This window comes from Ruegeria sp. BC1 (assembly GCF_056539305.1).
On the sequence record NZ_JBQFUT010000002.1, the window covers coordinates 284641 to 297953 of the forward strand.

Genomic DNA, 13313 nt, shown 5'->3' on the forward strand with positions numbered 1-13313 from the left:
CAAGGGCTACAAATTGGACCTGTGAGGCTGTCATGACGAAACCAGAGATCTCATTCGAGTTTTTCCCGCCGCAATCACTCGAGGCCTCATTCCGTCTGTGGGATACAGTTCAAACTCTGGCCCCGCTGGACCCTCGGTTCGTTTCTGTCACCTATGGTGCAGGTGGCACCACACGCGAGTTGACCCGTGACGCTGTCGCTACGTTGCACAAATCATCCGGCTTGCGTGTTGCGGCGCATCTTACCTGTGTGGATGCCTCACGTCAGGAAACGCTCGAGATCGCAGATTCTTTTGCGCGCGCAGGTGTTCAAGATATTGTTGCGCTGCGCGGTGACCCGCCAAAGGGCCAGAGTAAATTCGTTCAACACCCCGATGGCTTTGCAAATTCGGTGGAATTGATTGAGGCACTGGCGGAAACCGAAATGTTCAACATCCGCGTAGGTGCCTATCCCGACAAGCATCCAGAAGCACAGGACTTTTCGGCCGATATCAACTGGCTCAAGGCCAAGCTAGACGCGGGCGCGGACGAAGCCCTGACCCAGTTCTTTTTCGAGGCGGACACGTTCTTCCGGTTCCGCGACGCCTGCGTCAAGGCGGGCATCGACAAGCCCATCGTGCCAGGCATTCTGCCGATCGAAAACTGGAAGGGCGCACGCAATTTTGCCCGCCGCTGCGGCACCAATATCCCCAATTGGGTCGAAAATGCCTTTGAAAAGGCGGTTCGTGATGATCGCGAAGATTTACTGGCCACTGCATTGTGCACCGAACTGTGTTCGGACCTGATCGAAGGCGGCGTAGACAAGCTGCATTTCTATACGCTGAACCGCCCGGAACTGACGCGCGATGTTTGTTTTGCACTGGGCATAACGCCAAAAACCGAACTGCAAAACGTCGCCTGACACAACGGCCCCAATCTCTTTTTTGGCCCGGAGCGTTAATTGACTCTGGGCTGATCTATTTTGCGGTGGACAGTGACTCTGTCTACGAACTTTGGCGTGAACAATTATCGGGCTGCGTGAGGCATTGTTCGCCTAATGTGCGAAATTTTTAGCAAAAATTGACATATTCGTGAGGCTCCACAAACTGACTCCAGTTGTTTGTTTAATGAGTGATTTGGGTATGGAGCCTGTTGAAAAGATTGTGGCACGCGCCGATGCGCTGGAAGCCTTGGGATTGGGCCAAAACGCCGGTTCTGATGATATCCGGGACGCTTGGCGTCAGATCGCGTTCCACGCCCATCCCGACCATACCGATGGCGATTGCGCGAACTTTACCCGCGCAAAAGAGGCGTATGACTTTTTGCGCAGCGAAGGTCTGACTGTTAAAGGACAGGTCTCGGGCAAGCCGCGCAGACCAAAGCTGCGCAAGCGCATCATCGAATTGGAGGGGGCCGACATCGACGCCTGCCGCGTCTTGCTCAATACGGCGTTGGGGCACGATTCTGGTGATGAGGGACAGGATACGGCAACACAAGATGCCATCGAAGCGGACCACATCCCGGACGCGGTTGGGTTCTTTGGCCGCCATCTGACCTATTTCGTTTCGACACCCGTACGCGAAGGCGCAAATCGAGTGGCGTTGCCCACGTCATTTCTGGCTTCGGCACGGCGGCTAGAAACCGAAGTTCTGAGTTTTCAGTCCAAGGATACAGGCGCCGGTGAAGTCGTGGTCCCCGATGCAATCACGGCGCGCAAATTTCCCGGAGCCCGAAGCGTTCGAATTAAGTTCGACGCAGATCAGCAGGTGCGGGACGAATTTTGGCTGGCAGGCTGACACCGCAAAATTAGCCCGGCAGGATACCCGCCGGGCTCGGTCTTGACGGTCTTTGGATCAGTTCGCGACTGGGCCTTCGGACGTGAATTTAGGAATAACGCTTGCGGATGCGCCATCACCTTCGATGCCCGGCCAATTGCCTTCAGCCAGATTGATGTTGCCCGGGACGTCTTCTTCCCAGAAACCGACAACCACATCCGTGATATTCAGGTATAGCTTATCGTCGACAATCCGCCACAAGTTCGGGTTCGCCGGAACCTTACCGCCTTTCGACACACCATAAGCGCAGTGCCCGTCATAGGCCGGTGCGTAATAGGCCGGGTTTTCAAGGAACTTGTTGCGGTTTTCCTCGCTCGAAAACGCCCAGGTCGCACCGTTGTATTCAGCGGTGATATCGGCGTGGCCGCGCACGGCCTCGGGCTGAGACTGACCCACCGGCACTTGATCTAGATCGCGATAGGCCACGACATCGTAACCTGAAACAGCATACCCGGTGCCGTCCACATACTGATCGCCGGCGAAGGCGGGCAAACCAAGCGTCATTGCTGTTGCAAAGGTCAGGGCAAAGCGTTTCATAGGGTCAATCCTTGTGTCCTCGGGGTTGTAAAGCGGCCCGGTTTGCGGGTCTGGACAGAGAATAGGCAATTTCAGTCTCTTGGGCAGTCCCGCTCGCGCCGGTGTGAGGTCGAATGAGAAATCGTGAGAAGTTCGACCCCGATTGTTACAAAACTGTCCTGACATCCGGGGTTGGACTCGGGGCTTTGCAACATTAGCTGTTGAGAGAACGGACAATTCACCTGAACTTTTCTAAGAAAGACCGAAGATGACCGAACAACCCCAATACACGCCCCCCAAAGTCTGGACATGGGACAGCAAGAGCGGCGGCCAATTCGCCAACATCAACCGTCCGATTGCGGGCGCAACCCACGACAAGGACCTGCCGGTTGGGCGTCACCCGCTGCAGCTTTACTCGCTGGCAACGCCCAACGGCGTCAAAGTGACAGTGATGTTGGAGGAATTGTTGGCGTTGGGGCACGAAGAGGCCGAGTACAACGCCTGGCTGATCAATATCGGCGAAGGTGATCAGTTCAGCTCGGGCTTCGTCGAGGCCAACCCAAACTCGAAAATTCCAGCGCTGTTGGATCACTCGGGCGATGAAGGCGTGCGGGTCTTCGAGAGCGCCTCGATCCTGTTTCATCTGGCCGAGAAATTTGACGCTTTCCTGCCCAGGTCCGGGCCTGAGCGGACCGAGGTCATGAACTGGGTGTTTTGGCAGATGGGCAGCGCGCCGTATCTGGGCGGTGGGTTCGGCCATTTCTACGCCTACGCGCCCGAGAAATGGGAATACCCGATCAACCGTTTTGCGATGGAAGCCAAACGCCAACTGGACGTACTGGACCGGCAGCTAGCCGACAGGACCTATATCGCGGGCGAGGATTATACCATCGCCGACATGGCGATCTGGCCCTGGTATGGCCAATTGGTTCTGGGCCGCCTGTACAGTGCAGCAGAGTTTTTGGATGTTGAATCGTACAAAAACGTAATGCGGTGGGCCAAGGCGATCGACGCACGCCCTGCGGTTCAGCGTGGCCGCATGGTCAATCGCGCGTTTGGCGAGCCACACACTCAGCTGCATGAGCGCCACGACGCCAGCGATTTCGAGACCCGCACGCAGGACAAGCTGGAGGCCGCCGCAGAATAACCAAGCACAGCCCCGCTTGCGGGGCCTGCTTACCTCAGAACAGGTGGTTTGTCCGGGTCGCTGCCCGGTGCTACCTGCTTTAGCACGCGTTGTTCAGGTTGGGGCAGATCGAACTTCAGGCCAACCCGCGCCAGCGATGCAGATGCCGGATCGTGTGGGGCAAAGAAACCGACATCCATGGCACCAGCCTCGATCCCCGAAAAAGTCAGCGCTTCGGACGCGGCTTTGGCGAGCGCGGGCTCGGCGCCCCCAACCGCGCCGACGAACCCCAAAAGGTGGCCCTTGCCGCCGTCCTCAGAGGTGGTTCCAACAAGATAGGCCGCCTCGGCCAACCCCACTGCGGTGGCCAATTTGGTATCCAACGCCTGTAACAGAGAGTCCGGCAAACCCGCTGGTGGCAGGAACTCGGTCAGATGTTGTTCGACCTCTTCCGGTGAATGTTCGAGGGTCGTGGCCAACCAGCCCAGCGCCTCAGCCGGGATCAGCATTGACGATGGCGCGACCTCGAGGTTCAGGCCCAGACCGATCCCCTGCCCTGATAACATCGCGGACAGCACCCGCCCGGACAGTGCAATGTAGGGCACGGGCCGTTCGGCAAATCGGGCCAGCCGATCCTCACGGTCGAAGGCCAGCACGAACCGGCCATCGGCGACCTCGAACAGTTCGGGCGAGATTTGTTCGCCCTGTGCCTCTTCCGCCAACAGCAGGAACAATTCGCTATCTGCGAGCCGTTCAAAAAACCGCAAACGTGCCGCGTCGTCCTGCGGATTGGCCTCCATCGCGGCGTGGGCAGCATCCAGGGCGGAAGTATCAGTCATTCAGTACCTCTTGCACCCGTGCCCGCAAAACCGGCAGCAGTTCACATTCGAACCACGGGTTTTTCTTCAACCATGCGGTATTCCGCCAGGACGGGTGAGGCAAGGGAAAGACGCGCGGCGCATGGTCTCGCCACTGTCGCACTGTGTCCGTCACCGACCCGCGCACATTCAAGTGATACTTGTGTGCATGGCCACCGACCAGAACGGTCAATGGCACTTCTCCCAGTGTTTGCATGACCCTATCGTGCCACGTCTTCCCGCAGATAGGGGGTGGTGGCAGATCGGACTTCCGCTCGTTATATCCTGGAAAGCAGAACGCCATCGGCACAATAGACACGCGGTCGCGGTCGTAGAAAATGGACTCGCCGATTCCAAGCCAATCGCGCAGTCGGTCGCCGCTTGGGTCGGTGAAGGGACGACCCGACTCGTGCACCCGCGCGCCCGGAGCCTGCCCCGCGATCAACAACGGCGTCCCCTGCCTGAACCAGACCACCGGGCGCGGCTCATGCGCCGTAGACGTGGCCCGAAACGGATCCGCACACAGGCGACAGGATTCTATCTGGTTCTGCAGCGAATTCATCAGATCTCAAGGTTTTCTGTAACAAACTGGTTGACGGTTGGAATGAAAGATAGTCAACGCCCTGCCGGAGACCAACAGATGCAAAAGTCACAATATCAACAGCAGGGTCTTGGTACGCATTGATCATTTGTTTCAAAATTCGACATAATATAGCCAACGTGGATCCATAAATTAACCGCTCCTTCACCGGCCCGGCCAGTGCACCAAACAATAGCAAGAGCAGCAGACATTGAATGCTTGAGTTCGAGAACGTCAGTAAATCTTTCTGGACCGGGACCCGCCGCAAGGTGATCCTGGATCAGGTCTCGTTCCGGATCGAGTTGGGCACCTCCATCGGCATCCTTGCGCCCAACGGCACGGGAAAGACAACGTTGATCAACATGATGGCGGGCCTGGAAAAACCCGACGAAGGTGTGATCCGTAAAAGTTGCCGGATTTCCTTTCCGATGGGCTTTACCGGCGGCGTGGCCAAAAAGCTGTCTGCACTGGAAAATGCCCGCTACATCGCCAAAATCTATGGAATGGACCCCGACTATGTCGAGGCATACTGTAACTGGCTGTGCGGTTTGGGGGAGTATTTCGATCAGCCGCTAGGGACTTATTCTTCCGGCATGAGGGCGCGGTTTACCTTTGCGCTGATGTTGGCTCTGGATTTTGATATGTACCTGATTGACGAGGGCATGCCCGCGTCAACCGATGTCGAATTCAATCGCAAGGCGGGTGATATCCTGAAAGAGCGGCTGCGCACGACAACACTGGTGATCGTGTCGCACAGCCCCGCAGTTCTGGAAAAGTTCGCTCAGCAGGCCGGGGTTCTGCTAGACGGCCAGCTTTACATGTTCGAAACCTTGGAAGAGGCAAAACAGTTATATGACTACCAAACCCAAGGCTAAGAAATACAGTTGGCGGCGCAATCGTCAGGACTCTGGTTCGCCGGATGCCCGCGCCGATGCGATTTCTCGGATCAGAAAGGCGACCCAGTCGACCGAGGCCGCAAATGAACCACAGCCAGCTACGGACATTGACGCAATCAAACGCGAGGGGCTGACCGGGCGGCAGTTGCGCGTCGCACGTCGCCTGGCGCAGAAAAACGGGTTGGCGGCAACGTCGGATTACGATGCGGTCCGGTTGCTGCGCGAACAGGGTATCGACCCCTTTCAACGTGCAAACCTGCTGGACCTGGCGGCCGAGGGGAAAGCCGCAGAAGATCAGGCACAAGACAAGATCACCATCCAGTTACCACAGACAATCAAGGAAGCACCTCAATCTTTGCCAGGGCCGGAGTTGACGCCCGCACAACGGCGCAACCTTGAAATCGGTGAGATACAAAAGGAAATCGCGCGCCGGCGCCGGCGTAAACTCTTTGCCCTCTTCGCGCGCCTTGCGGTCTTTGTGCTACTGCCGACCGTGATTGTCGGCGTGTATTTCTATCGGATCGCAACGCCCATGTATGCCAGCGACTCGGCCTATTCGATTTTGCAGGCAGATGGTGGTGGGGCGTCGTTTGGCGGCTTCCTTGCGGGAACCCAATACGCCACCGCGCAGGATTCGGTCGCGACACAAGAGTTTTTGGAATCGAAAGACGCTCTGGTGCGGTTGGAGCAGGACACCAATTTCTCGGAAATCTTCCAACAACCGTGGATAGACCCAATTCAGCGCCTGCCTCAGGACGCGACGCTTGAGGACACCTACAAGCTGTATAAGCGCATGGTCACGATTGGATATGACCCAAGCGACGGCATCATCCGAATGGAAGTGGCTGCACCCAGTCCCGAGATTTCGGTAGAGCTGTCCAACCTGCTGCTCTCGTATGCGGAAGACACCATAAACGGATTAACCGAACTGAAGCGCGAAGATCAAATGCGTGATGCACTTGCCAGTTTCGAATTGGCGCAAGAAGAACGCAGAAAAGCGCAGGAAGAACTGATCGAACTTCAGCTGCAAGGTGCCGTTCTCGATCCCGAAAACGTTCTTGCGGGCCTACGGGGGCGCATCAATGAAATCGAAGTTCTGCTGCAGGACAAAGAACTGCAACTGGCCGCCCTGCTGGACAACCTTCGCCCAAACCAAGCCAAGGTGGATGGTGTCCGCGCGGACATCCAAAGGCTGGAGGCAGTCCTGGCAGAGCTGAACGCCGAGATGCTCGACGCCTCAGCCGGCGAAAACTCGCTGGCGCGGTTGAGCGTGCGAATACAGATGGCACAGGCCGACCTTGCGGCCCGTGATATGCTATTGCAGACCGCATTGCAGCAAGTGGAAACGACACGCACGGAAGCCAACCGCAAAGTGCGTTACCTGACGGTCTCGGTAAACCCGGTTCCCAGCGAGGAACCCAGCTATCCGCGCAAGTTCGAAAATACGATTTTGGCTTTCCTGTTGTTTGCTGGTATCTACCTGATGATCTCGCTTACCGCGTCGGTCCTTCGTGAACAGGTATCCTCGTAAGACACATGAAACATGTAAAAATCTCCGATCTCACGGTCGGCAATGATCTGCCTCTGACCATCATTGCCGGTCCTTGCCAGCTTGAAACAGCCGATCATGCACAAATGATCGCGGGCAAAATGAAAGAGGCCTGCGATGCTGCCGGTGCGCAGTACGTTTTCAAAGCCTCCTACGACAAGGCGAACCGGACTTCCTTGTCCGGAAAACGCGGCATGGGGATCGATGCGGGGCTGAAGGTTCTGGATAATATCCGTACGACAATGGGTATCCCGGTGCTGACGGACGTTCATACCGAAGCACAATGTGCCATGGCGGCCGAGGCCGTGGATATCCTGCAAATCCCGGCTTTCCTGTGCCGCCAAACAGATATGTTACTGGCCGCAGGAAATACCGGCAAAGCGGTGAACGTCAAAAAGGGACAGTTTCTGGCCCCATGGGAGATGGGCAACATCGTGGACAAGGTCGAAAGCACCGGAAATAAGAATATCCTTTTGACCGAACGTGGAACGTCGTTTGGATACAACACGCTGGTCGCCGATATGCGCGGCCTGCCGCAAATGGCCAAGACCGGGTATCCTGTGGTCATGGACGCCACCCACTCAGTCCAGCAGCCCGGTGGAAAGGGCGGCTCATCTGGTGGACAGCGTGAGTTTGCGCCGGTAATGGCTCGCGCTGCCGTTTCGCTCGGCATCGGGGCGGTCTTTATCGAAACCCATCAGGATCCCGATACTGCACCTTCCGACGGGCCGAACATGATCCCTTTGGATCAGATGCCTCAACTGGTTGACACCTTGATGCGCTTTGACGCGCTGGCCAAGGCCAACCCCATCCAGATTTAAATATTGAGATTTGAAATGACCAAACCCATCCCCGAGGTGACCCCCAACACCTGGAGTTTTCTGCGCGATCCGATGATAAAGCCCACGGGTTTTCGCGAATATGACGCGCGCTGGAAATACCCTGAAGAGATCAACCTGCCGGGCATGACCGCCCTTGGGCTGGGTCTGGGGACGCAGATGCGCAAGCATGGGATCGCACCGGTGATTGCGGTTGGGAACGACTACCGTGACTACTCGCTGTCGATCAAGAATGCGCTGATCCTTGGGCTGATGCAGGCAGGAATTCAGGTTAAGGATATCGGCCCTGCGCTTAGCCCGATGGCCTATTTCGCGCAATTCCATCTGGATGTCCCCGCCGTAGCGATGGTCACGGCCAGCCACAACCCGAACGGCTGGACCGGAGTTAAGATGGGCTTTGAGCGCCCCTTGACACATGGCCCCGACGAGATGTCCGAACTGCGCGACATCGTCCTGAACGGCGAAGGCGTCGCACACGAGGGAGGATCATACGAGTTCGTCGATGGTGTCAAAGAGGCCTATATCGACGATCTGGTCGGCGATTTCAAAATGTCCCGCCCGCTCAAGGTCGTTTGTGCGACAGGCAACGGTACGGCCTCGGCCTTTGCGCCCGAGATTTTCGAACGGATGGGCGTTGAAGTGGTGCCCAGCCACAACCGGCTGGATTACACCTTCCCCAACTACAACCCCAACCCCGAAGCCATGGAGATGTTGCACGACATGTCCGATACCGTAAAATCCAGCGGTGCCGATCTGGCGCTGGGGTTTGATGGCGATGGAGACCGTTGCGGTGTTGTCGATGACGAGGGTGAGGAGATCTTCGCGGACAAGGTTGGGGTGATCATGGCCCGCGACCTGGCCAAGCTGTACCCAAACTCCACCTTTGTGGCCGACGTGAAATCAACCGGTCTGTTTGCCAGCGATCCCGAATTGCAGGCGCACGGCATCAAGGCTGATTATTGGAAAACTGGCCACAGTCATATGAAACGTCGGGTCAAGGAAATCAACGCTTTGGCGGGTTTCGAAAAGTCGGGCCACTACTTCCTGGCCGAGCCGATCGGGCGCGGTTACGACTGCGGCATGCGTGTGGCGGTTGAGATCTGTAAGCTGATGGACCGCAACCCGGACAAGAGCATGTCCGACCTGCGCAAGGCGTTGCCGAAAACATGGTCAACACCGACCATGTCGCCCTATGCCGCCGATACCGAGAAGTATGACATTCTCGAGCGCCTCGTGGACAAGTTAGTCGCCAAGGCGGATGCCGGTGATACGTTCGCGGGCCGCGCGATCAAAGAGGTTGTGACGGTCAACGGCGCGCGGGTCATTCTGGACAATGGCAGCTGGGGGCTGGTTCGTGCCTCATCCAACACGCCCAATCTGGTTGTGGTTTGTGAAAGCAGCCAGAGCGAAGACGAAATGCGTGCCATCTTCGCTGATATTGACGCTGTGATCCGGACCGAACCGGGTGTCGGCGATTACGACCAGACCATCTGAACAACACCGGTGTCAGGGCGCAGCACGCGCCCCGACGCCTAGTTGCCACCCAGCAGTTTTAGCAGCCCTTTCTTAGCCTCTTCTTCTAGCTTGTTTTTCAGGGCGTCCTCAGCACTTTCGGTGTCAGTCACTGTGGTTCCAAGCTCATCTCCGACCTTTTTCAACACCTTGTTTTTGGCGTCGTCTTCCAGGCCTTTAAGCTCTCCTTCGGCGGCTGCCTCGATTACTTTTTTCAGATCAGGCTTGATCGCGGGGTTGCTCCAGGGTCCGACAATCCGCACCGGCACAGACAGACCCTCACCCGAATTGGCCCGCAGAGCGACGGGCGTGAACAGATAGTCGATCGTCCGCGCGCCGATATTGACCTGACCAGTCCCGTCAGCCCGAAAGTTCTTCAGTGTCATCAGCAAGTCATCATTGGTCAGCACACCCTGATCAATGTTGAAACTGGCCGTCAGGCTGTTGAACACCGTCGTCCCGCCCGACCCCTTACCGCGTCCCATCAGGCGGTCCAGATCAACCCCCGAGATGACACCCTGACCGACCTTCAGATTTCCGGAACCGCTGAGCGAACGCATGATCTGTTCTTCGGTCTGACCGACCCCCAGAAACTGGAACTTACCCGAACCTGTACCGGTAAAACGCTCAATATCACCCAGCGTTTTCAGGGCTTGCTGGATGTCGATGTTTTTGGCATTCAGCTTGCCGCCGACGGAAAGGCCATTTCGGTTGTTAGCGACCACCTGACCAGTCAGTTGCCCGGAAAACAGGGTTGCGGGTTTCATCTGCAGCACTGCCCGAGACCGATCAAGGTTCAGCGTCAGGTCGCTGGGGCCCAGTGTCAAATCTGGTACCGAGATAGACGAGGCCGTCAGGCGAATTCTCCCGTTCGCCAAGGCCAGAGCCGAGGCATCTATGGGCGCCGTCGACCATCCGTCAGAGGTCGCTGTGCCGGAATTGCCGCCTGCTGTGCCGGATCCTTCATTAAAGCGTGACAGATCGAGATCGCCACCCTTCAACCTTGCGGTAATTTTAGGCGGGTCCGCGATCTCGATATCCGCGTTGCCAGTCAGGCGATTGTCATCCAACCGGGCCACCATTTTGCGCAGCGAAATCACGCCTTCCTTGGTATACGTCATCTTGGCTGACACATCGGCCACACGACCCAACCCCATTGGCACCCCGACACCGGCCTGCCCGAAAGCGGCCAGCATCTTTTCAGTATTTGTCGTTTTTGCCTCGAGCTGGCCGTCCATCTCTCCGGCAAGGTTGACGCGGCCATCAAAACCAAACTCGCCACCAGGAGCGGTCAACGCCAATTGCAATGGTGTGACAGCCCCCGACGCATAGGCTGGCAGGTCGGGTATCTTAAGATCCACATTCACCTTGCCGCCCGGAACGGCCATCCGGGCCTCCATAAGCATCGGAGAGGTTGGTCCGGGCCAGCTGGCCGAAAGATCGACATCTGCGAAATCGAATTTGGTTGTACCGTTTTCAATATAGATCAGCCGCGCCTTGGTCAGTTCCAGACGGTCCAGCGTCACTTCCCCCTGAGAGGATCCCGACGGTGCGCTTGCAGTGCCACTAAGTGCTGCGGATTGTTGCGGGGCGTCCAACTCCCAATTGCCGCGCCCATCGGACAGCTCGAGGCGCAGAACCGGGTTATCCGCGATGACACGTCTGATGCGAAAATCGCCGTTCAACAACGCTGCGGCGTCCACTCCAACGGCGAGGCTTTCGGCGCTCAGCATCGGTTCAGACCCGGCCCACGGTGCGTTTCCAAAGGTGACCGGGCCGGTCTCCATCCCCAGAACGGGCCAGAACGACAGGTTCACATCGCCTGACATAGTCAGTTCGCGACCGGTCTCGCCCTTGACCTGCTCGGCCAGAATCGCCGCCAGCTTATCCCCTGGCATCATCAGCAACGCGCCGATAACCAGCGCGAATGCGACTACGAAAAGAAACAGGATGCGCAACAGCCACTTCATTTTTCTGCTCTCCGCTTTTTTGGGCATGCGTTGAAAAGATCATTCAAAGCCTAGCGGCCATTTGCAAGGGGAAGCTTTCCCCACTATATGCCGCGCCATGACCACGAACCCGCCAAACCTCCGCCCCGACCTGGCGCCTGCCGCCCGGATCACCGACACGCCGCGCCCGAACCAGCCCACCATTGGCATGGTTTCGTTGGGCTGCCCCAAGGCATTGGTGGATAGTGAACGGATTTTGACCCGCTTGCGGGCCGAAGGGTACGGAATATCGCCGGACTATTCAGGGGCCGATGCCGTGATCGTGAACACCTGCGGGTTCCTCGACAGCGCCAAGGCGGAATCGTTGGATGCGATTGGCGAGGCGCTGGTGGAAAACGGCAAAGTGATCGTGACCGGCTGTCTGGGCGCGGAGCCTGACTATATCCGCGAACATCACCCGCGTATCATGGCCGTCACCGGACCGCATCAATACGAACAGGTTCTGGACGCAGTGCACACGGCGGTTCCGCCGGACCCTGATCCTTTTGTGGATCTTTTGCCTGCGGCCAGCGTGCAGCTAACACCGCGCCACTACAGCTATCTCAAGATTTCCGAGGGCTGCAACCACAAGTGCAAATTCTGCATCATTCCCGACATGCGTGGAAAACTGGCCAGCCGCCCGGCCCATGCGGTGCTGCGCGAGGCCGAAAAGCTGGTCGATAACGGCGTGCGCGAGTTGCTGGTAATCTCGCAGGACACCTCGGCCTATGGGTTGGACCGGAAATACGACGTGAACCCATGGAAAGACCGCGAGGTGCGCAGCCACATCACTGATCTGGCGCGCGAACTGGGGCAGTTGGATGCCTGGGTTCGGCTGCACTACGTCTATCCCTACCCGCATGTGCGTGAGCTGATCCCGTTGATGGCTGACGCGGGCTGCAACATTTTGCCCTATCTGGACATTCCCTTTCAGCACGCCCACCCGGATGTGCTGAAACGCATGGCACGCCCGGCAGCGGCGGCCAAGACACTGGACGAAATCGCGGCGTGGCGCGCGACCTGTCCCGATATTACCCTGCGATCCACCTTCATCGTCGGCTACCCAGGCGAAACCGAGGCCGAATTCCAGACCCTTCTGGACTGGATGGACGAAGCGCAGTTGGATCGTGTTGGCTGTTTTCAATATGAAAACGTGGATGGTGCGCGGTCGAATGATCTTCCCGACCACGTCCCGGCCGAGGTGAAACAAGACCGCTGGGAACGCTTCATGGAAAAGGCGCAGGCCATTTCCGAGGCCAAGCTGGCGGCCAAGGTCGGCCAGACCACTCAGGTGATCGTGGATGAGGTCGATGAAGAGGCCGCCACATGCCGCACCAAAGCGGATGCGCCCGAAATCGACGGCAACCTGTTCATTGACGAAGGGTTCGATGCCTTGAAACCAGGCGATATTGTCTCGGTCGAGGTCGATGAGGCCGGAGAATACGATCTATGGGGTAAGCTGATCTGACCCGGTCACCCCGGATCGGCAAAGTGTGAGCTAAGTTTACTGGCAGAATCTGCCTGCTTGACGGACTATCTTAGGAAACCTCAGTTCGCTTGAAGGAGGGTTCGATGTTCCGTGTGCGGCACTATGCATGGAAAGGTGTAGCGGCACTTTTGGCCGTTCAGCTATGCGCG

12 protein-coding genes are annotated in these 13313 nt (G+C 57.5%); 8 read left to right on the top strand and 4 right to left on the bottom strand.

Annotated elements, in window-relative coordinates; all coding sequences use genetic code 11:
• The first annotated feature begins 32 nt into the window (after positions 1 to 32).
• Together metF and ACR0IY_RS07140 are read left to right on the top strand one after the other, a co-directional pair.
• The gene (gene metF, locus ACR0IY_RS07135; protein WP_480671687.1) at positions 33 to 899 is read left to right on the top strand and encodes a methylenetetrahydrofolate reductase [NAD(P)H]; all 867 of its coding nucleotides are present in this window, start codon (positions 33 to 35) and stop codon (positions 897 to 899) included.
• Positions 900 to 1104: 205 nt separating this feature from the next.
• Positions 1105 to 1773, top strand: a complete 669-nt coding sequence (locus tag ACR0IY_RS07140) for a DnaJ domain-containing protein (protein WP_480671689.1) — start codon at positions 1105 to 1107, stop codon at positions 1771 to 1773.
• 57 nt (positions 1774 to 1830) lie between these two features.
• Here the strand turns inward: ACR0IY_RS07140 and ACR0IY_RS07145 are convergent, their stop codons facing one another.
• Entirely contained in the window at positions 1831 to 2349 is a 519-nt protein-coding gene (locus tag ACR0IY_RS07145; RefSeq protein ID WP_480671691.1) for a YHS domain-containing (seleno)protein, read from the bottom strand.
• A 247-nt stretch (positions 2350 to 2596) separates the two neighbouring features.
• On the opposite strand from ACR0IY_RS07145, the gene yghU reads away from it, so the two are divergent.
• Positions 2597 to 3475, top strand: a complete 879-nt coding sequence (gene yghU, locus ACR0IY_RS07150; RefSeq protein ID WP_480671693.1) for a glutathione-dependent disulfide-bond oxidoreductase — start codon at positions 2597 to 2599, stop codon at positions 3473 to 3475.
• Positions 3476 to 3504: 29 nt separating this feature from the next.
• Here yghU and ACR0IY_RS07155 read toward each other — a convergent pair whose 3' ends face one another.
• Positions 3505 to 4293, bottom strand: a complete 789-nt coding sequence (locus ACR0IY_RS07155) for an SseB family protein (RefSeq protein WP_480671695.1) — start codon at positions 4291 to 4293, stop codon at positions 3505 to 3507.
• Positions 4286 to 4873, bottom strand: a complete 588-nt coding sequence (locus ACR0IY_RS07160) for a uracil-DNA glycosylase family protein (protein ID WP_480671697.1) — start codon at positions 4871 to 4873, stop codon at positions 4286 to 4288. The genes ACR0IY_RS07155 and ACR0IY_RS07160 overlap by 8 nt, the downstream gene beginning before the upstream one ends.
• 233 nt (positions 4874 to 5106) lie before the next feature.
• Between ACR0IY_RS07160 and ACR0IY_RS07165 the strand changes: the two genes are divergently transcribed.
• Genes ACR0IY_RS07165 through ACR0IY_RS07180 form a run of 4 tightly spaced genes read left to right on the top strand, consistent with a single transcriptional unit; the run spans position 5107 to position 9669 of the window.
• A complete protein-coding gene (locus ACR0IY_RS07165) occupies positions 5107 to 5766 on the top strand; it encodes an ABC transporter ATP-binding protein (RefSeq protein ID WP_480671698.1) in 660 nt (219 codons plus the stop codon).
• Entirely contained in the window at positions 5744 to 7318 is a 1575-nt protein-coding gene (locus ACR0IY_RS07170; protein WP_480671700.1) for a KpsE/RkpR family capsule polysaccharide export protein, read from the top strand. The genes ACR0IY_RS07165 and ACR0IY_RS07170 overlap by 23 nt, the downstream gene beginning before the upstream one ends.
• 5 nt (positions 7319 to 7323) lie before the next feature.
• Positions 7324 to 8157 (top strand): 3-deoxy-8-phosphooctulonate synthase, encoded by an 834-nt coding sequence (gene kdsA / locus ACR0IY_RS07175; RefSeq protein ID WP_480671702.1) that lies wholly within the window; start codon positions 7324 to 7326, stop codon positions 8155 to 8157.
• 15 nt (positions 8158 to 8172) lie between these two features.
• Positions 8173 to 9669: a phosphomannomutase/phosphoglucomutase gene (locus tag ACR0IY_RS07180; protein WP_480671704.1), complete on the top strand. Its 1497-nt coding sequence runs from the start codon at positions 8173 to 8175 to the stop codon at positions 9667 to 9669.
• Between the two features lie 38 nt (positions 9670 to 9707).
• On the opposite strand, the gene ACR0IY_RS07185 is transcribed toward ACR0IY_RS07180, so the two are convergent.
• Positions 9708 to 11657: an AsmA family protein gene (locus ACR0IY_RS07185; protein ID WP_480671706.1), complete on the bottom strand. Its 1950-nt coding sequence runs from the start codon at positions 11655 to 11657 to the stop codon at positions 9708 to 9710.
• A 97-nt stretch (positions 11658 to 11754) separates the two neighbouring features.
• On the opposite strand from ACR0IY_RS07185, the gene rimO reads away from it, so the two are divergent.
• A complete protein-coding gene (gene rimO, locus ACR0IY_RS07190; protein ID WP_480671708.1) occupies positions 11755 to 13143 on the top strand; it encodes a 30S ribosomal protein S12 methylthiotransferase RimO in 1389 nt (462 codons plus the stop codon).
• Positions 13144 to 13313 lie beyond the last annotated feature (170 nt).